8 protein-coding genes are annotated in these 24,366 nt (G+C 65.4%); 7 read left to right on the top strand and 1 reads right to left on the bottom strand.

Translation table 11 applies throughout. The features are described 5' to 3' along the window. Positions 1-42: 42 nt before the first annotated feature. The gene (locus tag ABZV93_RS07970) at positions 43-2,265 is read right to left on the bottom strand and encodes a DUF262 domain-containing protein (RefSeq protein WP_354932222.1); all 2,223 of its coding nucleotides are present in this window, start codon (positions 2,263-2,265) and stop codon (positions 43-45) included. A gap of 393 nt (positions 2,266-2,658) precedes the next feature. Between ABZV93_RS07970 and pglW the strand changes: the two genes are divergently transcribed. The 7 genes from pglW (at position 2,659) to ABZV93_RS08005 (ending at position 24,143) form a co-directional block, all read left to right on the top strand. After that, positions 2,659-6,804 (top strand): BREX system serine/threonine kinase PglW, encoded by a 4,146-nt coding sequence (pglW, locus tag ABZV93_RS07975; RefSeq protein WP_354932224.1) that lies wholly within the window; start codon positions 2,659-2,661, stop codon positions 6,802-6,804. Then, on the top strand, positions 6,801-10,337 hold the full coding sequence (gene pglX, locus ABZV93_RS07980; protein WP_354932226.1) for a BREX-2 system adenine-specific DNA-methyltransferase PglX: 3,537 nt from the start codon (positions 6,801-6,803) through the stop codon (positions 10,335-10,337). The genes pglW and pglX overlap by 4 nt, the downstream gene beginning before the upstream one ends. 14 nt (positions 10,338-10,351) lie before the next feature. Further along, positions 10,352-13,924 carry a hypothetical protein gene (locus ABZV93_RS07985; protein ID WP_354932228.1) on the top strand — a complete coding sequence of 1,191 codons (3,573 nt, stop codon included), beginning with the start codon at positions 10,352-10,354 and terminating at the stop codon, positions 13,922-13,924. Between the two features lie 91 nt (positions 13,925-14,015). Beyond that, entirely contained in the window at positions 14,016-16,679 is a 2,664-nt protein-coding gene (gene pglZ, locus ABZV93_RS07990) for a BREX-2 system phosphatase PglZ (RefSeq protein WP_354932230.1), read from the top strand. After that, positions 16,676-18,004, top strand: coding sequence for a BREX system ATP-binding protein BrxD (gene brxD, locus ABZV93_RS07995; RefSeq protein ID WP_354932232.1), 1,329 nt, complete (start codon positions 16,676-16,678; stop codon positions 18,002-18,004). Before pglZ ends, brxD begins: the two co-directional genes overlap by 4 nt. Then, on the top strand, positions 18,001-20,097 hold the full coding sequence (locus ABZV93_RS08000) for a DEAD/DEAH box helicase (protein WP_354932234.1): 2,097 nt from the start codon (positions 18,001-18,003) through the stop codon (positions 20,095-20,097). The genes brxD and ABZV93_RS08000 overlap by 4 nt, the downstream gene beginning before the upstream one ends. A gap of 62 nt (positions 20,098-20,159) precedes the next feature. Beyond that, a complete protein-coding gene (locus tag ABZV93_RS08005) occupies positions 20,160-24,143 on the top strand; it encodes a hypothetical protein (protein ID WP_354932236.1) in 3,984 nt (1,327 codons plus the stop codon). The last annotated feature ends 223 nt before the right edge of the window (positions 24,144-24,366 follow it).

Below are 24,366 nucleotides of genomic sequence, written 5' to 3' on the forward strand. Positions count from 1 at the left end.
TGGGCTCGGCGATCTGCCGAGCCATCTCGGCTGGGCCTCTTGTCACACCTGCATGCGCTGGTCTGTGAGGATCGCGTAGACGTACGCCGGACCCCGCACGAGCGAGTTGATCTGGCCCGGTCCTGTGAGAGGCATGAGGTCGTATGCCTTCCTGAACTGGCTCACGTGGATGGAGTAACCAGTTCTGTCCGGAGTTAGGTGTGATCCCTCCACGCGGTAGACAAACGGCAAGCCAGTCGTCGTGTGAAACTCCTGGCCGGCGCAAGCCTCGATACGCGCCCACAACCGGTCGAAGCCATCCATCGTCAGATTTCGATGGTGACCATCGATCTCGAATCGGGTGGGCGGCGATTCGTTCGATACTGAGTTGGAGGTCGCTCCGTCACCGGCGGCCGGTTCGGTCGGCTGTGTATCAGGGGCTGCCGGGAACTCGTCGGTGTCATCGACGTCCTCCAGCGGGCTGGGCTCAGTTGGCCGCTCGGATGCCTCGAGATCGATCGGCTTGCCCATCACGCGTCCGACGTGGATGAGCAGCTCCCGCTCCCGGGCCGCGAAGAATGCGTCGAAGTCGTCCTTGCGCATGAGGTCCGGGTCGGCGAGGTGAGTGCGGACGTTGATGCTGATCTGGGCCTCGCTCGTCTCTGCGCTGTTGGCGAGCCTGCGTAGGTACTCTGACGGTGCGTTCCCGCCGATCACCCGGTTGGTGCGAGCGCTGAGCGGTGTCTTGTTGATGATGGAGTTGTAGACCCTCGGGTCGATGCCGGCGCGGTCACACCATGCCCGCGGGAAGATGTGGTGGATGTCCACGGCCTCGTCGAAGTAGTTCAACGCAGTGGCCAGTTCACCGGTGCGCCAGTCAACGGCCCGCTGTCGCAGGAGGAGCGCGTAAAGCCCCTTGTAGGCGGCACTTCCTCGGGTCCGGAGTGTCAGCAGTCTCGCGGGTGAGAACGTCGCTTCGATGACCGTACGAGGAAGCTCTCCACCAGACCGGGCCCAGGCAACAACGTCCGGAAGGTCTCGGCTGAACCTCGTCTCGGTGGTCCCGCCATACAGTTCGCCGAACACGCCGCACCAGAACCACCGCGCGATCTTCTCCTGGACACCTTGAGGTTCGGAGTCCGCCCCAAGGGTGGCAAAGATCGCGGAGAGCGGTATCAACTGAGTCCCGTACGGGAGGTACTTGGTGTCGTAGATGTACTGCTGGTGGAGGAACTTCGCCGCTCGCTTCAGGCCCTCGACGACCTTCGGTGCCCAGCGCTGGTACTCCTCCAGCCGCAGGGCCAGCATGTCGGTGCGCTTGCACCCGATGCGTGGCGCGCGGGCATCGCCGGCGTCGCCGCCACGGCTGACCCACTGGCGATGGCGGTCCTGCGTCGCCAGAAGCGCCACTGCCTGGAGGAAGTCAGTGTTGGACACCTCGCGGAGGATGCGGTACTCGGGCGCCGCCCACGCGTCTCGGCGCTGCTCCCAGTCCTTCCGCAGGTCGAATTCGTCCGCGGCGTACGTCGCGGTCAGGAGTTCGAAGACGGTAAGGGTGACGCCTCCGGTGTTCACCTTCTCGAACACGGTGCAGACCGCTTCGCGCGGTGTCTGCCTACCGAGCTCGATCACCGGGATCTGGTACTGCTCGAATCGCTGGATCACGTCCAGGAGGAATTTCGTCCAGAGCTGGATCTTCTCTGTGTCGTATCCCCAGTACTTCTGGAATTCGATCTGCCACTGTGTCCAGGTGAACAGGTGGGATACCGGGAAGAGAAGCGCTGCGTACTCCTTCTCCGGCGTCGAGTAGTCCTCGACCGGTTCGCCACGGAAGTTTCGAACGATCCTGTCCGCAGGCAGGAAGCGGATCGCTTCCTCCCGGTCGCCGTGCTCGGCCAGGGCCGCCACCATGTCGATGTAGAACCAGCCGGCGGTCGGCCGCTTCCGGACGTCCTGTGTCTCGACTGGCCGTCCGAGGGTGATCGACTGGTACAGCGAAGTCAGACGTTGCTGCCCGTCCAGGATGAGGCGGTCGACTTCGCATGTGGGTGGGGGAGTTGCGCCTTCCACCGGACGTTGCTTGAACCTGACGTCACCACCGGCCCGCAGCATCATCACTGCGCCGACGGGATAGCCGAGTGAGATGGACGCCAGCAGGCTGGCGATGTTCCGGTCCGGCCACACCCAGCCTCGCTGGAACTCGGGCAGTTGAGCACGGCCGTCACCGACCTCCTGAAGCAGGTTCCGCAGAAACTCCTTCTCGATACCGAACGCTTCGACCGGCACGAAGCACATCTCCCTCGGAGGTCTGTTGGCATCTGGCTGGCACGCGAGGTGAGTCGAGACGCTGCACCTGTGACCAGCACGGGCATTTGGCGATCGACCATAGCGCCGTCATTCGCGATTCGTGGCAGTTGCGCTCAAGTGGACGTGTCAACCTCGCGTTGCTCCCGGAGTTGCTCCGTAGTGGGGCTGCGAACCGGAACGGTAAGGCCGGTTAGACCGATTGACCAGCGGCGGACAGGTCTGCGAGATCGGCATCACCAAACGATCACGTTGTTGGTTGTTCACTGGCAGGTCCTTTACGCGCTGCTAAGGTGACGGCGCGAATGATCTTGGTCGCGGGTTCAACTACTGGCGGCCGGTGCTCGCGTGTCCAAGCCGTCGGGGAGGGGGGCGATGGACGTCGGACGCTGGGTTCAGTGCACGCCGTCGGAGTTTTCGTGGGAGCGCGCTGCGCTCGCGTACCTGCGCACGCTTCTGCCGGAGAAGGAGCCCTACCGCGCCTGGGCGAACGCCGAGTTCATCGGCACCGACGGGTCGGTCAACGAGATCGACCTGCTTCTCGTCACCCCACGGCGCCTCATCGTCCTCGAGGTCAAGTCGTGGGCGGGCATCCTCGTCGGTGACGCCGGCACCTGGCAGCAGACGCACCGTGCGCCGGTCGACAACCCGGTGATCGGGGCGACCCGCAAAGCCCGCAAGCTGAAGTCGCTGCTCGCGGCCCAGCCCGCGTTGCGCGGTAAGCGCGTTCCCTGGATCGAGGGAGCAGTCTTCCTCTCCGACGCCAGTCTCGACGTACGTCTGAAGTCCGAAGGCCTTGCCCACGTGTTTGGTCGCCAAGACCACGAGGGCCTGCCCAGCGTCCTTGCCCACATCACGGAGCCCGGCGACGACGTCGATGCCACGATGTCGACCGCGATCGCAAAAGCAGTAGACCAGGCGGGCATCCGCCAGTCGCAGCGCGGACGCAAGGTCGGCAGCCTCCGCTTGGAGATGCCGGCAATGCAGGAAGGTCCCGGCTGGCAGGATTTCGTAGCCCACCATGAGCGCTTCAAGGACGACCGACCTCGCCGCGTCCGGATCTACCTGGCCGGTGAGGCGGAGGCGGGTGACCGCCGCGCCCAGCTTGTACGAGCAGCCGAGCGCGAGTACCGCGCGCTTCGCGGCATCGACTACAGCGGCATCGCCAGTCCGATCGACTTCGTCGAGCACGACCTCGGCCCGGCGCTGATCTTTCCGCACGACCCGAGCCTGGGCCGCCTGGACCACTTCCTGCAGCAGGAGGACGCCAAGCTCGACCTGGACGCCCGCCTGTCCCTCCTGCGGACGCTCGCGGAGACCATCTCCTACGCGCACCGCCGAACGCTCGCCCACCGCGGCCTGAGCCCCCAGTGCGTGTGGGTACGCCGCGACGGCGACGGCTTCCATCTTCAGGTGACCGACTGGCAGACCGCGACCAGGGGCTCGGAGTCGACCACGGGTGCGTCGGTGAGTTCGACGCAGACGTTCGCCGAGCTCGCCGAGGAGGGCGCGACCGCCTACTTCGCCCCTGAGTGGGCGTGGGGGAGCCAGAACGGCGTCCCGCTGGACGTGTTCGGAGTCGGCGCGATCGCCTACTTGTTGTTCGCCGGGCACCCGCCCGCTTCGTCGTTCGGCGCGCTGGCCCGTCGGCTGTTGTCGCAGGGTTGTCTGTCCCTGCGTGCGCAGGTGGACAACGTCAGCGACCGGCTGGACACGCTGGTGGCCAGGGCGACGATGGCCGACGCGGCCAAGCGGACGCAGGACATGGCCGCCTTCCTGCTCGACCTCGACACCTTGCGAGAGCAGCTCACGGCAGAGACCGCAGAGCAGGTGGTCGCCGTCGACCCGCTCAGCGCAGAGGCCGGCGCGGAGCTTGAGGACGGCTTCAGGGTCGTACGACGGCTCGGCCGTGGTTCCACCGCTCTGGCGCTGCTGGTCGAGCGGGACGAGAAGGAAGCGGTCCTCAAGGTCTCGCTGGACCCCGAGAAGGACGCCCGGATCCGGTCCGAGGCCGCGGCGCTCGCGCTCCTCGGCGAACACCCGGGCATTGTCCAGCTGCTGGATCCCGATCCGCTGCGAGTTGGCGGCCGGCTGGCGATCCTGCTCACGTTCGCCGGCAGGGGCACCCTCACGAGGGAGCTCCGCGAGCGCGGGCGCCTGCAGCCGGAGTGGCTGCACGACTGGGGCAAGGACCTGCTCGCCACTGTCGACTACCTCGAGCGCACCGGCGTCGCGCACCGCGACATCAAGCCCGACAACCTCGGGATTAGCGAGGTCGGCGGCAAGGGCAAGAAGCGGCGCCTGGTCCTGTTTGACTTCTCCTTGTCCCGTGAGCCGTTGGAGGCTGTCGAAGCCGGCACTCCGCCCTATCTCGATCCCTTCCTCGGCCGCGGAGACCGTCGCCGCTGGGACACCGCGGCCGAGCGGTACGCCGCTGCGGTCACGCTGTACGAGATGGCCACCGCGCGTCGCCCGACCTACGGTGCCGGTGGCGGGCACCCCGGCTACGGCGACGCGGACGTGACCATCGACTCGGAGCTGTTCGACCGTTCCTACGCGGTCGGCCTGGCGGACTTCTTCCGCCGCGCACTCCACCGCGACGCACGCAAGCGGTTCGACACCGCAGAGGACATGCAGCGCGCCTGGGACGCGGTGTTCGCCAAGCCGGCCACGGTCGTGCCGGAGCAGCCGACGGCACAGCGCGTCAGCCGCGAGACCCCGATCGGCGCCGTCGGCCTGTCGCCTCAGGTCCTCGCCGTCCTCGAACGCCTGAACGCCGCCGACGTGGGCGCCGCGCTCGACCTGCCGCCGGCGCAGCTCACCTGGCTGCCCGGCATCGGGACGAAGACGCGCGAGCGGCTGCGCAAGGAGCTGAGCGACCTCACCGACCAGGTCGCCGCCTCGACCCAGGAACGCCCCACCGAACCCACCTTGCTGGACAAGGTGGCCGACGCGCTGGTGCCCGACTCCGCCGACCGGGCAGTCGCGGAGGCTTTGCTTGGCCTGGGTGAAACCGGCGGCACCGCCTGGGCGAGCACCCGCGACGCGTCCAAGGCGCTCGGCCGAGACCAGCGCACCATGCGCCAGGCCGTCCAGCGGCTCGAGGACCACTGGGTCGGCCTGGACGGCATGCGCGTCCTCCGCGACGTCCTGGTGGAGGTCATCGAGTCCGTCGGCGGTGTCGCGTCCGCCGCGCACTGCGCCGCCAGGTTGCTGGACCGGCTGGGCAGCACAGTTGAAGAGCCGCTGCGGTCGAGGCTCGCCGAAGCGTTGGTACGGGTGGCGATCGACGCCGAACTCGCCGACGAGCACCTCGACGGTGACCCGCGTCTGGTCTACAGCCGGCAGACGCACGGGATTCTGGTCGCGGCCGGTCCACTGGAGGTGGGCGAAGGCCCGTCGACCGCGGAGCGGCTGGAGTGGGCTTCCGGGCTCGGTGAGGCCGCGGACACGATGGCGGCGGCGGACCCGTTGCCGGTGCCCGCGCGCGTGGTGGAGACGCTGCGCGAGGTCCCCGCTCCCGATGGCACGGACCCCAGCCTGCTGGCACCTGACCGTCTGGTCGAGGTGGCCGCGCTCGCCGCGGAGACCGCTGCCGTCACCCCGCGCCTGGAGATCTATCCGCGCGGCTTGGACGCCGGCCGCGCGGTGCGCCTCGCTGCGGGCGCGTTGTATGGGGTCAGCGAGCTGAGTCCGGGCGAGGTGGCCGAGCGGGTGATGGCGCGTTTCCCGTACGCCGCGCCGCTGCCGGGCCGACCCGAACTCGACGCGCTGCTGGAGTCCGCAGGCGTACCGCTGGTGTGGAACGCCGAGCAGTCGAAGTACCTCGCCCGCAAACCGGAGGGTCAAGGACTCACCTCGGTTTTCCTGACGACCGGGCGCTCGACCCCCCAGCGGGCTTCGACGGGCGGCACGCTGTCCAAGGCGGACTGGCGTCGGGTCGAGAACGCCGTCGTGGCTGCCGACGACCGGTTGGCGCGGTCGCTGGAGGACGGTGGCTGGGTCGTTCTCTCCGTACGCCCGAGCCGGTTGGCACGCGCGGAGGCTTGTCTGTCGCACCAAGAGGTGAACACCGTCGACGTCGAACGGGAGTTCCTGGCCGGTCTGCGTGCGTACTGCAAGGAACGCCGCGTGAAGTGGGACGTCGTGCTCGCCGCCGACGCGGCCGACCGCTCGTCGCGTGACTGGTCGCGGTTGTCGAGCGTGGTGCAGGGCGGCGCGCTGACCCGGGTGCGCGAGGCGATCCATGAGGCAGGGCCGTGCGTGGTGCTCACCCGCGCCGGGGTGCTGACGAGGTACGACCCGAGCCTGCGCGTCCTCGACGAACTCCGCGACGAGGTGTTCCGGGCGACGGCGGACTCCCCGGTGCGCACGGTCTGGCTGGTGGTGCCCGGGCCCGACGACTCGCCGCCGAAGTTGGACGGCGTGGCCGTGCCGGTGTTCGGGTCGCAGTGGATGCCGCTGCCGGAGGAGTGGATCAGCAAGCACGAGTCGGCACTTCGGGAGGGGGGAGCCGCATGATCGACGCGAGGCGACTGCTGACAGACCTGCAACGCCAGGTCCGGTCGATCGAGGCCGACCTTCTCCGGTTGGCCGAGTCCGACGGCTCGGCGGCGGACCGGCTGGCCAAGCGGTACGAGGCTGCGATCAAGGGAAAGCGGACCGGTCTGCCGTTCGAGACCTGGCGCGGGCAACAGCTCACCCAGGTGGCGGCGGGCTGGGTGCTGGCCTGTGTGTTCGCGAGGTTCTGCGAGGACAACCGCCTGCTGGAGCAGGCGATGCTGGCCGGGCCGGGTGAGCGACTGGCCGAGGCACGGGAGCGTCAGGACGCCTACTTCCGGGAGTACTCCTCGCACTCCGATCTCGACTACCTGCGTGCGGCGATCAACCGGCTGGAGGACTCCGAGGTCACCCGGGCCCTGGTCGAGCGGCAGAACCCGTTGCACGTCATGGACCCGTCGCCGGACACGGCGACCGCATTGCTGGACTTCTGGCGGCGGATCGACCCCGAGACCGGCCTGCTCGTGCACGACTTCACGGACCCGTCGCTGTCGACGCGGTTCCTCGGTGATCTCTACCAGGACCTGTCCGAGCAGGCTCGCAAGGACTACGCGCTGTTGCAGACGCCGGAGTTCGTGGAGGAGTTCATCCTCGACCGGACGCTCGACCCGGCGATCGAGGAGTTCGGGCTGGCCGACGTGCGTCTGATCGACCCGGCATGCGGGTCTGGTCACTTCCTGCTGGGTGCGTTCACTCGGTTGCTGCGTCGCTGGCAGCACCTGGAGCCTGGCGCGGACGTGCGCGTGCATGTCGAACGCGTGCTGCGTCAGGTCAACGGCGTCGACATCAACCCGTACGCGGTGGCGATCGCGAGGTTCCGCCTGCTGGTCGCGGCGCTGACTTCCTGCGGGATCAGTCGCTTGAAGGACGCCCCGGCGTGGCGGGTACGGGTCGCAATCGGGGACTCGTTGTTGTTCGGTACGCGGAATGGTCAGGCCGCGATCGCCGGCGTCACCGAGGCAGCGATGGCCGGGCAGTCCGGCGAGGGCGAATTCGTCTACGAGTACGAGGACGCCACTGAACTGGAAGAGATCCTCGGTGACCGCTACCACGCCGTCGTCGCGAACCCGCCCTACATCACCGTCAAGGACCCAGTCCTTAACAAGTCCTACCGTGACGCGTGGTCCTCATGTTCAGGGTCGTATGCGTTGTCGGTGCCGTTCGCGGAGCGGATATTTGATCTGGCGACGGTGACTGGGTTTACCGGACAGATCACCTCCAATTCATTCATGAAACGTGAGTTTGGACGCAAGCTCATCGAGGCGTATTTTCCCACCGTGGACCTGTCGCTCGTAATAGATACGAGTGGAGCTTATATACCCGGGCACGGAACCCCGACGGTCCTCCTCTTTGGCCGGCACCGTCAGCCAGTATCTCAGACCATGCGCGCGGTCCTAGGTGTCCGTGGAGAACCAAGTGCGCCTACAGTGCCAGCTGAAGGTCTCGTCTGGTCATCAATCGTGGACAGCGTTGACATGGTGGGTGCCAACACGGAGTACGTCTCAGTAGTTGACGTTGACCGCTCCTTGATGAGGACCCATCCTTGGAGTCTAAGCGGCGGTGGCGCTGGGGACGTGATGCGTCACCTCGATGAGGCGAAGAGTGCCAGCTTTGCGAGCTTCGGAAAAGCGGTAACGGGTGCTGTCACGCGGGAAGATGACGTGTACCTCGTCGGGTTGGGCGCTCTACGCCGCAATGGGATCGCGGAAACCATGCGGCGCGCTCTCGTGGTGGGCGACGATGTGCGCGACTGGCGTCTGCAGAGTCCTGCGCTTGCATTATGGCCATACGGGGAAAAAACTCTTACTGCGAAACCCGAACGGGCTGTGCTGCGCTTTCTCTGGCCGTATCGTGCGCAGCTTCAGCTGCGAGTTGCGTTCGGAAAGTCCCAGTTGCAGCGAGGCCTAAGCTGGTTCGAGTACTCGATGTTTTTTGGTAAGCGATACGAGGTGCCGTTCGGTATTGGGTTTGCGTTCGTGTCGACGCATAACCATTTCGTTCTTGATCGTGGTGGAAAGGTATTCAACCGGACGGCGCCGGTGATCAAGTTGCCGGAGGGGGCGGCCGAGGAGGAGCATCTGCGGCTGCTCGGGTTGTTGAACTCGTCGACGGCATGCTTCTGGCTCAAGCAGGTCAGCCATAACAAGGGGAACGAAGGCTACCAATCTGGAATTAAAACCGAGATGTGGGAGCGTTTCTACGAATTCACTGGCACGAAGTTGCAGGAGTTCCCGTTGCCAGGCGGCGCCCCGCTGGCTCTGGCTACCCGACTTGACTCACTTGCTCAGGAGTTGCAGAGGGCGACTCCTGAGGCTGTTGCCGAGAAGGGGGCGCCTGACCGGGAGACCCTCAATGCCGCGCAGGCGGAGTGGTCGGGGATCCGGGCAGAGATGATCTCGGCGCAAGAGGAGTTGGACTGGGAGGTCTACGGGCTCTACGGGTTGCTCGGCGACGACAGCAAGGCGCTGGCCGGCAAGGACGTCAGCAAGCCGCCGCTGAAGCTGGGCGAGCGGGCGTTCGAGATCGCGCTGGCCCGCAAGATGGCAGTCGGCGAGGTTGAGACCCAATGGTTCGCGCGCCATGGCTCGACGTCGATCACCGAACTCCCCGACCACTGGCCGGCCGACTATCGCGCGCTGGTTGAGCGTCGGCTGGAGAAGATCGCCGACGACCCATACCTCCATCTGATCGAGCGTCCGGAGTGCAAGCGACGCTGGGCAACCCGCTCGTGGGAGGACATGGAGGCCGACGCGCTGCGTGGCTGGCTGCAGGACCGGCTGGAGGACCGGGCGCTGTGGTTCCGTCCCGAGCCGACCCTGCGGAGTGCGGCGCAGCTTGCCGACGAGTTGCGTACCGACGAGGACTTCGTGTCCGTCGCCCAGCTGTACGCCCGCGACCAGGACCTGCTCGACGTGGTGAGGGATCTGGTGCGCGACCAGCACGTCCCCGGAAACTCCGCCTGGCGCTACACCGACTCCGGCATGCGCGTTCGCAAGGCCTGGGAGCAGACCTGGGACCTGCAGCGCCGCGAGGACGCGGGGGAGAAGGTCGGCAAGATCGCGGTGCCGCCGAAGTACAAGCAGGGTGACTTCCGCTCCGCGACGTACTGGCGTAACCGCGGCAAGCTCGACGTACCCAAGGAGCGGTTCACGTCGTACCCGGAGTCCTCCCGCGACGGCACGCTGCTGCTCGGCTGGGCCGGGTTCGACCACCTGCAGCAGGCACAGGCCCTCGTCGCCTACGTCACCGAACGCCAGGAGCTGGACGCCTGGGGCGCGGAGCAACTCGTCCCGCTCCTTGCCGCACTCGCCGAACTGCTGCCGTGGATCCGTCAATGGCATCCCGACGTCGACCCGGAGTTCGGGCAGGCGCCTGCCGACGCCTACGACGGCTACCTCGACCAGGTGCTGCTCCAGCTCGGCCTGACCCGAGACGACCTCACCGCGTGGCGGCCACCGGCCCCGACCCGCGGCCGCCGACGCAAGACCACCTGAGGGGAACCGCCACCATGACGCTGATTTCCGAAGTCATCGAGGTCCCCGACGCTGTTCACAAGGGCGACTTCGTACTCGACCTGTCCCAGGGGGTCGGTGATGTCGACCGCACCCTGGACAACTACGTCGTCACACCGGAACTCGCCCAGCGCTTCGACGAGGCGCTGTCGCTGATCCGGTCGGCGCTCGCCGATCGCAGCAGCAAGGCGGCCTACCTCAACGGCTCGTTCGGTTCCGGTAAGAGCCACTTCATGGCCGTTCTGCATGCCCTGTTGGACAACCATCCCAGGGCGCGCGCCATCAACGACCTCGCGCCGGTGGTGCACAAGTACGACAAGCTCATCGGCAGCAAGCGATTCCTGATGGTGCCGTACCACCTGGTCGGCAAGGAGTCGGTGGAGGATGGCGTCCTCGGCGGCTACCTCTCGTACGTGCGCACCGTGCACCCGGACGCCCCACTGCCTGCCGTGCTCATCGACACACCGCTGCTGGACAGCGCTCGGGCACTGCGCGAACGGCTCGGTGACGAAGCCTTCTTCGCCCTACTCGGGGACAAGGAGGAGGACGACGGCTGGGGTGAGGTCGCCGCCGGCTGGGACGCCGAGCGGTTCGACGCCGCCCTGCAGAAACCGCCCAGTGACCCCGACCGGGCGGAACTTGTTACCTCACTGCAGGACGTCCTGCCCGGCTTCGCCGAACTGGCCCGCGGCGCGCGGTCGTCGTACGTCAACATCGACGACGGGCTGGCGGCGATCAGCCAGCACGCCGCCCAGCTCGGCTACGACGGGCTGGTGTTGTTCCTGGACGAGCTGATCCTGTGGTTCGCGACCAGGATGGGTGACCACACCTGGGTTGCCCGCGAGGCGCCGAAGGTCGGCAAGCTCGTCGAGGCCGCCAACGCCAACCGCCCCGCGCCGATCGTCAGCTTCATCGCCCGCCAGCGCGACCTGCGCGAACTCGTCGGCACGAACCTACCCGGCACCGAGCACCTCGCGTTCGCCGACAGCCTCAAGTGGTGGGAGGGCCGGTTCGGGACGATCAGCCTGTCCGACAACAACCTCCCGCTGATCGCGTCCCGTCGCGTCCTCAAGCCCCGAAGCGAATCGGCTCGCACGCAGATCGACGCCGCGTTCGCCGCGACCGAACAGGTACGCCAGGACATCCGCTCGGCCTTGATGACCGAGAACGCGGGCCGCAACGAGTTCCGGCTGACGTACCCGTTCACCCCGGCGTTCGTGGAGACCCTCATCGCGCTGTCCGGCGCGCTGCAGCGGGAGCGGACCGCACTGCGGGTCATGCGGCAGATCCTGGTCGAGCAGCGCGACACCCTCCAGCTCGGTCAGCTCGTCCCGATCGCGGATCTCTTTGACGTGCTGGTGGCCGGCGACGATCCGCTCACTGGCGAGCTCGGCAACCTGTGGCGAAGCGCGCAGAAGGTCTACGGCGACCTGCGACGGCTGATCCTGGAGATCAACAAGGTGAGCGAGGACGACGTGCCGGGCCTGCCGGCCACGCACGCGTTCCGCCGCGATGACCGGATCGCGAAAACCCTGGTGCTCGCCGCGCTGATGCCCGAGGTTGACTCGCTGCGCGACCTCACCGCGCGCAAGATCGTGGCCCTCAACCACGGCTACATCCGCTCGATGGTGCCCGGTCAGGAGGCCGGGATCGTGCTGGGTGCCGTACGCCAGTGGGCCGCGCGGCTGGGCACGGTGCAGATCACCGGCGACGAGACGAACCCGCTGATCTCCGTACGCCTCGAAGGTGTCGACATCGAGGGCATCCTCGACAATGCGAAGTCCGCCGACTCCTCCGGCGCGCGGCGTCAGGTCGTACGCCTGTTGCTGTTCGACATGCTAGGCACCCGGGAGAGCCTCGGCATCGACGGTGTCACCGTCACCTCCACCATCTGGCGCGGCACCCGGCGTACCGTCGAACTTCTCTACGGGAACGTCCGCGACCCCGCCGACTTGACCGACAGCTCGTTCCAACCCAGCCACGACGGCTGGCGGGCGGTCCTGGACTACCCCTTCGACGAGGAGGGGCACTCACCGGTCGAGGACCTCGAACGCATCCGAACCCTGCGCGACCGCCGGCCCGCGCACACGGTCTGTTGGGTGCCGCGGCACCTCACCTCACAGGCGGTCAGTGACCTCGGCCGTTACGTGCGGCTGCAGTACGCCTTAGGCGCGAGCTTCGACCAGTTGGCCGGGCACCTGTCCGACAACGACCGGGCGGTCGCGCGGCAGCAGATGGTCGCCCAGCGGGACCAGCTGCGAAGCCGGCTGGAGAACGCGCTGCTGCAGGCGTACGGCGTGGGCACTCCCGACGAGACGCTGGTCGACACCGCCCACGGTGGGATCGACATGTTCGCCAGCCTCGACCCCAGCTTCGAGCCGAAGGTGCCAGCCGGGGCGACTCTGCGGCAGGCGTACGAGAACCTGCTGGACCAGATGTTCACCTCGGACTTCCCAGCGCATCCGTTGTTCGGGACGGGCGAGGTGCGGACGGCAGACCTGCGCAAGGTGCACGCCCAGGTGCGCCGGGCGATCGAGGACCCCGGCCACCGCATCATGGTCGAGACCGGCGAACGCGGTGTGATGAGCCGGATCGCGATGCCCCTGCGGCTCGGTGAACAGCACGCACAGCACTTCGTCCTCGGCCACCACTGGGTGCAGCACCTGAATCGCAAGATCTCCGATGCGGGACTGACCGGGAAGCCGGTGAGCGTCGGGCAGTTGCGGGCCTGGTTGGACGAGCCGAAGCGGATGGGACTCCCGCAGGAGATCGCTGACCTGGTGCTGCTGGTGTTTGCCGAGCAGACCAACCGCGGCATCGCCAGCCGCAGTCGCGGACCGATCGACGTCGGATTGCTGCAGACGTTGCCGGCCGACGCCGAGTTGATCGAGCAGGAACTCCCCGGCGAGGACGCCTGGCGAGAGGCACGCGAGCGGGCACAGGCGATCTTCGGGATCGGCGACGTCACCGAACTGCTGACCGCCCGCAACGTCAACGTGCTGGCCGAACGGGTGCGATCGAAGGTCGTGTCCTACCGAAGTGCGGCCGAGCAACTGGTCGACGCGCTCGCGGAGAGGGGGCCGACCGTGCTGCGCGGGGTCGACCCGACGTCGACCGAGCGGTACCAGATCGCCGACGGTGCGAGCCGGCTGTGCGAGGAGCTGGGAGCAGCCACTGGCGACGTGGCGCTGGTCGATCGGCTCGCTGGCATCGCGTTGCCTGCTGCCGGACTGCACGTCGGGCGGAGCCTGGCGACCGCTGGGGATCTGCTCAGTGCCATCCGTCGGGTGGACTGGAACATCCTGGCCACCGTGGCGAGCTGGGGGACCGACCACCCGCTCGGGCTACGGGCCGCCGGCCTCGTCGACGACCTGGCACAGGTGTGGACGGCGAACGAGTTCAGCAAGCATCTGCAGCCGGCACTCGGGTCGGCGGACGCCGGCGCACGCCAGCTCGTCCTGGCTGCGACGAGAAACCCGAGCCAACGCCCGACGTTCCACCGCGCCCTGGGCCTACGCCGTTTGAACCTTCGCCGCGGCCACGTGAGCCCGTATCGCGAGGGGAGCTGACCGCCGATACTGCCTCGGTACGAGACGTGGTCGCAACGATCGAGAACCTCGTACGCCAGCACCGGCGGGTGCGGATCACATGGGAGGTCGAATGAGCCTCCTCGCCACACCGGCCCTGGTGCGCTCCAAGGTCGTCGACGTCCTCAAGGCCGACAGCACGGCCCGCGTGGTCGCGCTGCTGGCCAGCCCCTCATGGACCCACGACGAACGGGTGGAGCTGTCCGGTGGACGCGGCGCCGTCGTACGTCCGTGCGTGTCCACCCTCGCGATACGCGACGCCCTGGACCAGCTGCACGACCTGCCGGACTCCGATCTGCTCGTACTCCTCACCAACCAGGAAAGCGCCGAACTCGGTGACAGCATCCGCGCCCGGATCGCCGGGCAACGGGTGCTGCCGCTCGACCGGTGGTACCAGCTGACCAGCCTGTTCCGCTGCCGCGAGATCGCCCCGGAACTCACCCGGATGAGCTGGGCCGTGGATGCCCTGCTGAAGTACGCGCCGAGCGAGGGCTACGAGCCCGTACGCAGCGGCTACCTGGACAAGGAGACCGCCCTCTCGGAGCTGTGCCACCGTCTGGCAGGTCTGGGTCGGGCCGACCTGGACCTGGCCGCCCTGCTGCAGTGGACGCTTGACCCGACGCACGTCGAGCGGTGGCGGGCGGTCGAGGAACCAGTGCGAGCCGGCCTGTCGGAGTGGCTGGTCGGACGCAGTCGGGACGGCCGGGTCATCGACGCGGTGGTGCGCTGCATGTCCGGCGAGCACGGCGAGGACACCGTGGCGGTGGGCCTCGTCCTGTCCGCGCTGACGCAGCCGCGTGTGCTGAACGACGGCAAGGTGCCCCGCACGATGCTGGAGACCCGCACCGTCGGGGGCGCACTGGCCGACGAGGTGGCCCGTGAATGGGGCAAGGCAGCCGACGCGCTTGTCCAGCGCCGGTTGACAGCGGGTGGTCGCGCCGGAGTGGGCGAGGTCATCCACCGCGCCGAGGAGATCCTCACCGACCAGAACGCCACGGCTCTGGCGTACGCGAGTGTCATCCTCGAGATCGGCCTCGGCCAGCGCATCGGCCGGCTGGGAGCCGAGATCGCCCGGCTGCTGCGCAAACGGTCCCTCTCGCCCGCGCACCTGGGGCCGATGGAGGAGGCGCTCGGCGACGTCCTGTCCCACGCACTGGCGGGTAACCACGCCGAACGCTGCCGACGAGCCGAGATGGCCGCTCGGCTGATGCGCTGGGTGGCTTCGCAGCGGACCCATCCGCCCAAGCCCGCACCCGATCTGGCCGAGGCCGCGCGCCGGCAACAGCGCGAGGACGCCTGGGTGGACGTAGCTCGGGTCGGGGTCTGGGAGGGCGACGTCGATCAAGCCGTCGGCGAGGCGTACGCCGCACTGTGTGAGGTCGTCGACGGAATCCGTGCCTCTCACGAGGAACGGTTCGCCCGCCTTCTCGCCGACCACGTACGAACCGGCACTACCCTGACCGATCTGCTGCCCGTCGAGGATGTCCTGAGCGAGGTCGTCCTTCCGCTGGTCGAGCAGGAGCGTGTGCTGGTGCTCGTGCTCGACGGCATGTCCACCGGTGTCGCCTGCGAGCTCGTGGAGGACCTGTCCAATCGGGGTTGGTTCGAGCACACGTTGGCGCCCGAGCGTCCGGTCATCTCGGTGTTGCCGTCCATCACCCGCGTCTCCCGGACGAGCCTGCTGACCGGCCGTCTCACCGACGGATCGGCTGCCACCGAGCGGGCCGCCTTCGGCGAGCGGGGATGGTCGCTTTTCCACAAGAGCGACCTGGCAGCGGCGAAGGCCGGCAGCGCTTTGTCGGTCGAGGTACGCGACGCCATCGGCGGGCCCGCGAAGGTGGTGGGCGCGGTCGTCAACACGGTGGACGACACGCTCGACAAGGGTGGCCGTGCGCCCTGGAGCGCTGACTCCGTGGACCGCTTCGTGGAGCTCCTCACCGCGGCGCAGGAGGCGGACCGCGTGGTGCTGCTGGTCAGCGACCACGGCCACGTTCACGAACGCGGGTCGCGGCTGGAGTCCGACAGCAGCGGGGGAGCGCGCTTCCGTACGTCCGCGCGTCCGGTCGAGGTTGACGAGGTGGAACTGTCCGGATCGCGGGTGCTGCTCGGCGGTGGCCGGGTGGTCGCGCCGTGGAACGAGAAGCTGCGCTATGCCAAGCAGCGCAACGGCTATCACGGGGGCGCCAGCGCCCAGGAGGTCGTCATCCCGCTTGCTCTGTTGGCGCGTACGGCGCTGGACCTGGCTGGTTGGCGCGTACGGCATCATCCCCAGCCCGACTGGTGGGTGGGCACGACGAACGGGGTGGAGGCGGAGCGACCGGCGGCCGAGCGGGCGTCGGCGAAGCGGAAGAACGGCCGCCGTGGCGCCTCGGTCCCAGCTCCCGCTTCGGCAGCTGCCGAGGATGCACTCTTCGGCGCCGAGGAACTCGGGGCCGAGAACTGGATCACGCGGGTACTCGCCAGCGAGGCGGTCACCGCGCAGCTGCAGCGGGTCCGGCGCGGCGGCATGCCGGCCGACCGACTCGAGGTGCTGCTACGGGCACTCGACGACCACGGCGGTGCGGCGACTCGTGCCGTCGTGGCGCGGGCGCTGGACATCCCGGAGGGGCGGGTGGCCAACCAGGTCGCGGCCGCGCAGCGGGTTGTCAACTTGGACGGTTACGAGGTACTCACGATCGAGGGCGACACCGTACGACTCAATGCCGCCCTACTCAGGACGCAGGCGGGAGAGGCGTGAGTATCAGCGAGCAGCGTCGGCGGGAGGTGGTCGACGCGCTGCGCCGTGGGACGGTGCCGCAGCAGGGGCTGGACGTCCTGGCCGTCGGGCTGGGGCGGTTCGAGGGCGCTGTGGGTGAGGAGCTCGGGCGCATCGCTGCTGGTCGGGCGGTCTTCAAGGCGGTGCGCGGTGAGTACGGCTCGGGCAAGACGTTCTTCAGTCGCTGGCTCGCCGAACGCGCCAAGCGTGCCGGGCTCGCCACCACCGAAGTGCAGATCTCGGAAAACGAGACGCCGCTGCACCGGCTGGAGACGGTCTACCGGCGGCTCACCGAGCATCTGGCCACCGCCGAGTTCACGCCCAGCTCTCTGCGTCCGATCGTCGACTCGTGGTTCTTCGCGCTCGAGGAGGACGTGCTCGCCGAGGGACAGGTGGACGAGGACGAGCTGGAGCGACGCGTCGGGGAACTTCTGGAGCAGCGGCTGGCCGCAGTCAGCCGGGTCGCTCCGTCGTTCGCCGCCGCGCTGCGTGCGTATCGACGGGCGAGTGTCGCGGGCGATGTGGCGGTGGCCGAGGGGCTGATGGCCTGGCTGGGCGGGCAGCCTCACGTGGGCGCGTCGGTCAAGCGGGTTGCCGGGATTCGGGGCGACCTGGACCATGACGGAGCGCTCGGGTTCCTGCAGGGGCTACTTGCTGTGCTGCGCGACAGCGGGCACGCGGGGCTGCTGGTCGTCCTGGACGAGGTGGAGACGCTGCAGCGGGTTCGTTCCGACGTACGCGACAAGGCATTGAACGCGCTGCGGCAGCTGGTCGACGACGTCGACTCCGGGCGCTTTCCGGGGCTGATGCTGGTGATCACCGGCACGCCGGCGTTCTTCGACGGGCCGCAGGGGATGCAACGGCTCGCCCCGCTCGCCCAGCGCTTGCACGTGGACTTTTCCAGCGAGCCGACGTTCGACAATCCTCGGGCCGTGCAGATCCGGCTGCCCGGCTTTGACAAGGACTCCTTGCTCGAGCTTGGGTCGAGGGTGAGGGGTTTATACGTGCAGGGGTTGTCCCACCGGGATCGGCTCACTGATGTGGTCGATGACGCTTATGTCGCCGATCTCGCGCGAGCTGTCGCTGGTCACTTCGGCGACAAGGTGGGCGTGGCGCCGCGGACCTTCGTGAAGAAGCTGGTGGACGTGCTGGACCGGGTTGATCAGCATGCTTCATTCGATCCCCGGCGGGACTACTCGGTGCGGGTGTCCGGCCGGGAGCTCACCGACGCCGAACGGGCGACCATGCCGTCACCTCCGCCGCTGGCTCCGGCCGAGTCCGTTGACGAGATCGACCTGAGGCTGTGAGCGGCTTCGACGGCCTGCACCCGGCCGTTCAGTACCACGTGGTGAACAGCCTGGGATGGTCGTCGCTGCGGCCGTTGCAGGAAGCAGCGGTGTCGCCGGTGCTTGGCGGCGAGGACGCGTTGCTGCTCGCCCCGACCGCGGGCGGCAAGACCGAGGCGGCGATGTTGCCGCTGCTGTCCCGGATGGCCGCGGGCGGGTGGCGAGGGCTGAGCGTTCTGTACGTGTGCCCGCTGCGGGCACTGGTCAACAACCTCGAACCCCGTCTGTCGGCCATGACAGCCTGGCTCGGCCGCCGTGCCGCGGTGTGGCATGGGGACGTGCCGGACTCGGTTCGGCAGCGAATAGCCAAGGACCCGCCCGACGTACTACTGACCACACCCGAGTCGCTGGAAGCGATGCTGATGTCTGCCCGTGTGGACCATCAGTGGCTGTTCGGCGACCTGCGGACGATCGTGGTCGACGAACTCCACGCCTTCGGTGGTGACGACCGCGGCTGGCACCTGCTGGGAGTCGTTTCCCGGCTCACCCGGCTTGCCGGCCGGCTCGTGCAACGGATCGGGCTTTCGGCGACCGTCGGCAACCCTGACGCTTTGTTGGACTGGTTCGCTGGGGACTCGGCCGCGGTGCGGCGGGTGGTGAACCCGCCGGTGGCTACTTCCGATGTCGCGCCAGACGTGGAGCTGGACTACGTGGGCTCGGTGCAGAACGCGGCCTACGTGATCGCGCGCCTGCACCAGGGTGAGAAGCGACTGGTGTTCTGCGACTCCAGGACTCAGGTGGAGGACCTGGCTGTCGCGCTCCGATACAACGGAGTGCAGACGTTCGTCTCGCACTCGTCTCTCTCGGCAGCAGAGCGGCGGCAGTCGGAGGCTGGGTTCGCCGCAGCGTTCAACTGCGTCATCGTCGCCACGTCTACGCTCGAACTCGGGGTGGACATCGGTGACCTCGATCGCGTGATCCAGATCGACGCGCCATCCACCGTCGCGTCATTCCTGCAGCGGATGGGGCGTACGGGGCGGCGACCGGGGACTACGCGCAACACTCTGTTCCTCACCACCCGCCAGAGCGCGTTGTGGCAGGCCGCGTCGATCCTGTTGCTCTGGGGCCGCTGCTATGTGGAACCAGTGCGACCGCCTGTCCTCCCGTTGCACATCATCGCGCAGCAGATCCTCGGGCTGATGCTGCAGGAGCGTCAGGTCGTTCACCACGACGTGTGGGACTGGCTCGACGGGCTGGCCGACGTAGCGGGTGCTGACAAGGTGCTTGCCCATCTCGTCGCCGAAGGCTTCGTCGTCGACGACGGTGGCCTGTTGTCGATCGGTCCGCGGGCGGAGCAGGAGTACGGGCGGCGGCATTTCCTGGAGCTGACGTCCGCGTTCACCAGCGAACCGTTGCTCCAGGTTCTCCTCGGCCGGCAGGCGCTGGGATCGCTGTCCGCGCTGTCCCTGGTGGCGCGGCCCGAGGGCGGACCGCGGTTGGTGTTGCTCGGCGGACGCTCGTGGCTCGTGCGGCACGTCGACTGGAGAAGGCGGCAGGTCTTCGTGGAGGCGACCGATCTGCGTGGCCGATCTCGATGGAACGGGGGAGGACGGACCATGTCATACGAACTCGCCCGGGCGCACCACGACGTCGTGGCTGGTTCCTCGCCTGGTGGAGTCCGGCTTTCCCGCCGAGCCCAGGATGCACTGGGCGAGCTACGTGAAGACCACGCCTTCGTAAGCGCCGGCGACCGGACCTACGTGGTCGGCGATTCGTCAGGGGTTGTGCAGTGGTGGACCTTCGCCGGATTCGCCGCCAACTCGGCGCTCGCTCAAGGCCTGGGCGACTTGGTGGACGACGCTGCAGCGGTAGGTGACCTGGGGCTCCGGCTGAGATCGCACGTGCGCGTTGCTGACCTTCGATCTGTTCTGGACGACCGACGTGAAGCCTTGCTCGAAGCACACCCGCATGTAGACGAAGCAGCCCTCGCCGGCCTCAAGTTTTCCGCCGCCGTCCCACTCAAACTGGCCAGAACGGCCCTCGCAAGTCGGCTTGAAGACAAAGCAGGAATCCATCAGGTATGTACACGGTTGATTGGGGAAAGCCATACATGAGATCGCTTGCCGCATCCTTAAGTGCAGCCTGGTAATTTCTAAAAAGATATAGGGGGTATACCATGCCTGATTATCGCCTCGAAGGATTGGCTCCGCGAACCTTCGAGCACTTAGTTCAAGCGCTGGCGGTAGGCGCGATCTCTTCCACGATCACACCATTCGGCGATGGGCCAGATGGTGGTCGTGAAGCGTCGTTCGATGGGCCAACGCACTACGGAGCCGCAGGGGCCACCTGGTCTGGCTATGGTGTGATCCAAGCAAAATTTCGTTCTCGGACAAGGGACGTAGCAAGCGACGGCAGATGGGCGCTAGACCACCTACGAAGAGAATTAAACAGCTTTGAAAAGGAGAATTCCTCAAGGAGGATACCAGAATATTTTATCTATGCAACAAACGTCGTCCTTACTCCAGGCGTTGATGGATCTAAGGATCAGGTGCTTGACCGATTGTCGAAATTCGCGACGCGCCACAACTTAAAAGGCTTTGATGTCTGGGATTACGACAAACTCAGGATACTAATAGATAATAATGCAGATGTACGACGCGCAAATGCCGCATGGATAACCTCCGGCGACGTCCTATCACAACTGGCAGAGCACCTAAGTAGCCAGAGACCTGACTACTATGGCTTGATAATCAAATACTTGCAGCGCGAGCTATTAGCTGACCAGTACGCAAAGTTAGAGCAAGCTGGCCATACAGCCGACGAGGCAATTCCACTCGCCCAGGTATTCGTTGACCTGCCTACCGGCCGCACGCCAGCTAGCGATATGGAAGTCCCTGACCGGCAAGAGCGGACAAGGCGATTTGTCGCTACAGTGATTCAGGAGGCGCGCTACCGCTTTGGACGGGAAGCCTTCTCGAACCCACAAGACCGCGGCTCCGAAGAGCGGCGAGAGCCAAAAGGAAGATATGTATTAATCGGTGGGCCAGGACAAGGAAAGACCACCATCGGGCAATTCGTGTGTCAAGCTTTCCGGGCGGCTATTCTTCGCGATATTCCAAGGCATATGCTCAGTACCGATGCGGCACATGCAGCAGATGGAATCTCGTCCCAGTGGGTTACGGGTGCAACGCTGCCGGAACCCAAGGCTAGACGACTACCATTTCGGATTGTGTTAAGTGAATTCGCGGCGAGTCTTGCTTCTGGTGAAGTCCAGAGTGTCCTAGGCTACATCGCCGCACGGTTTAGCGCGCGGACTGATAGGACGGTGCTCGCTGAGGACATAGAATCTATAATGAAAGAGTATCCGACCCTTCTTGTCTTGGATGGCCTAGATGAAGTGCCACCCTCGACAAACAGAGATGGGATTATGGAAGCTATCTCGAACTTCGCGATCGAGGTTGCTGTTAGTAATATCGACATAATGCTGGTTGCCACAAGCCGGCCGCAAGGATACAACGAAGAATTCTCGGCGATGCAGTACGATCATCACTACCTGCAACCCCTTTCGGCCGACGCTGCAATAGATTATGGCTCGCGCCTCGCTGCGGTGAGGTTCGGCGAAGACCGAGATCGAAGGGAAAAGGTCTGTGGGAGATTAAGGAAAGCAGCAGGCCAACCCTCCACGGCGAGGCTGATGCGCAGCCCTCTCCAGGTTACAATCCTGACTTTGTTGGTAGACAGAATAGGACACCCGCCCGAAGAACGATGGGCTTTGTTTCGAGAGTATTACAAGATAATTTATCAACGTGAGACAGAGCGCGAAATTCCCTCTGTCAAGGTTCTAAAGGCAAATCGCGAGGATGTCGATGCAATCCATACTCGGGTAGGTTTACTACTTCAAGTCGAAAGCGAGCGGTCTGGTGGTACGGACGCGCGGCTAAGCGTAGAGCAGTTCGGGATGCTCGTCGAAGACTACCTACGGGAGGAGGGGTATGAAGGTGCCACTGTCGACGAACTCAAGAAGCAGATCATTGAAGCCGCCGCGAACCGACTTGTCTTTTTGGTCGGGCTGGAACAAGGAGAAGTGGGCTTTGAGATTCGTTCACTTCAGGAATTTATGGCCGCTGAAGGGTTAATGGATGGCGGAGACGAGATCATTCAAGAGAGGTTGCGGGAAGTAGCTCCGTCTTCGAACTGGCGCAACGTTTTCCTGTTTGCAGCCGGTAAGTGCTTCGCGGAGAGGCGACACTTGCGCGACACAATTGAGTCAATATGTGTCGAGATGAACGATAATGTGAACGACCGTACATGCCGGGAACTGCTCATTGGATCAGAGCTCGCACTCGACCTGCTGGAAGACGGACCAGCAAGGCGCCAACCCAGTAAGAGAAGAGCCCTGACGCGTCTTAGCTTGCGTCTTCTCGACCATCCGGCATCTGGAGTTGCTGAGCGTCTAGCGGCCGTGTATTCGTCGGAGACGGCGGACGTCTTTATCGAGGAGTTACAGAAACGTTTGCGGACTGAAGAAGATCATGAGTCCATGTCGCAGACTCTCTCATGGGAAGTATTTGCCCACCTTGTTGAGAAGTACGGCCAAGAACTTTCGGAATTCTCCGCAAGATATTTGCGTCACACGCCGATGAAGCCGCATGTCTTTAGCGTGTTGATAGCGACCGCAATGGGTCGAAATTCGGAGCTTGCGACTCGCCTTCTTGAGGAAGTTCCAAAGCAGAGTGTGATGGACCTCCGATTTTCCAGGAGGCGCGTAGCGAATAGTGGCAGCTTAGTGACGCATGTGCCGTGGAAACCCTCCGACTTGCCGCCCTGGCTACGTTGGTACTTGAGACTAACCGATACACTAGACGATCCCGGATCGCACAACTACGTTCCGGTCCGTCTGCGTGCGAGGGCCCGATCTATCGGTACGGTTCCGATTCGGAGTGTCTTTAGAAGATCGCGACGATCGGAGCTTTCCGATGAAAGTCGAGTCCCTTTCGCCGATGCTTCCCCTAGCTGGCGCTGGCTAGCATTAGTAGAAGAGTTTGGCGCAAGGCCAACTGCCGAATTGCTGGCTGATCTGATCCGGCAGTTGCAAGATTCGGATCTGTTAGAGAATGTTCTACATTGTCTATGGATGGAACATCCATGGCCCCTAGCAGAGTGCCTGCGGGCGGTTAGCAATGGCGTAAACCCCAGCGCGTTGGAAGCTATAATACGTTCGGGTCGGTTTGGCGACCTCGAAGATTGGGTCGTTGAGGAGCGAAAATGGGAAGGTGATGGGCTGGATGTATCTGAATTTTCATCCCTAGAGCCGATTCTGCAAGATGAAGCTGGAAACGGCGTACTGTATAGGGTTCCATTCCGTGCACTCAATAGGTTAGGCCAGGTCCGCGCGGCGTCTTCGCCGGTCCTGCTCGATGCCTTCCGCGCGGCGCCCAGTGGACTGGTCCGCTCGTATCTAGCGGAGCTTGTCGTCAGAACAGCTGGTCCTCGACTACCTATAGGGGTAGCGACGCGGGGTATAGGCCTACTAGATTTAGCGCTGCGGGAAGTGTGTACCAAGAGCCAATTCTTGCATCCGTATTTTTATGAGTGGTTAACCAGCCTGAATCTGGACGACGGTGAATGGGCGCGGATCTGCTCGGATCTGCCGGTGGGCTATCTTCACAATGTCGTGAGGTACCAGCGGCTCAATGCAGCTACGAGGCATCTCCTGAAGGGTCTTGAGGCTAAGCCTGATTATGAAGGACTGCTTGTACCGCTGGTCGCCGCTGATGCTCAAACTTGCGGTCAGGTATTGAACCTTGTGTCGATGGGGGAGTCACCGTCCCTTGTGGTGGCGTCGGCAAAGTTGGTCCTCCGAATTAGGTCGGGCGAACCCATCGACGATATCGCGGACGAGTTCACACGTATTTCGAGGAATGACGTAGAGGTAGTCGACGTGATTTCGGACCAACTGCTTGCCCGGGAGTGGTCACCAGCGGCCGCATGTAATGAATTGCTAAAAGTATTCGATATGGTTGAGGAGCGAATGAGGTTCATAGTCTGGGGGTATATGCGTAGAAATTTCAGACGCGGCCCGAGTGGATTGCGGTCTATTGAGGTCTGGAATAGGCTTGAGCTGCCTCAGCATCTATTGCCCCTAATGACCCAGGGTTAAGTTCGCCCTCATTAGATAGGCTCTGATGGTTGATCTTCTACTCGTTGAGCACAGTCAGGTAGGCGGCGTACTACTGAGGAGGCGTGCGAGGAACAAATTGTAAAAGTTTGGTGGGGGGTCGCTCGCGACCAGGATCGGTCCGGTCAGCTGATGGGTGAGCTGGGCCGAGGCGACCGCTCGAGGCGTTGGTCCTACGTGACCGGCGTCGGTCTGGCTTGGCGTT

Origin of the sequence: Actinopolymorpha sp. NPDC004070, assembly GCF_040610475.1 — a bacterium.
Classification (GTDB): Bacteria; Actinomycetota; Actinomycetes; order Propionibacteriales; family Actinopolymorphaceae; genus Actinopolymorpha.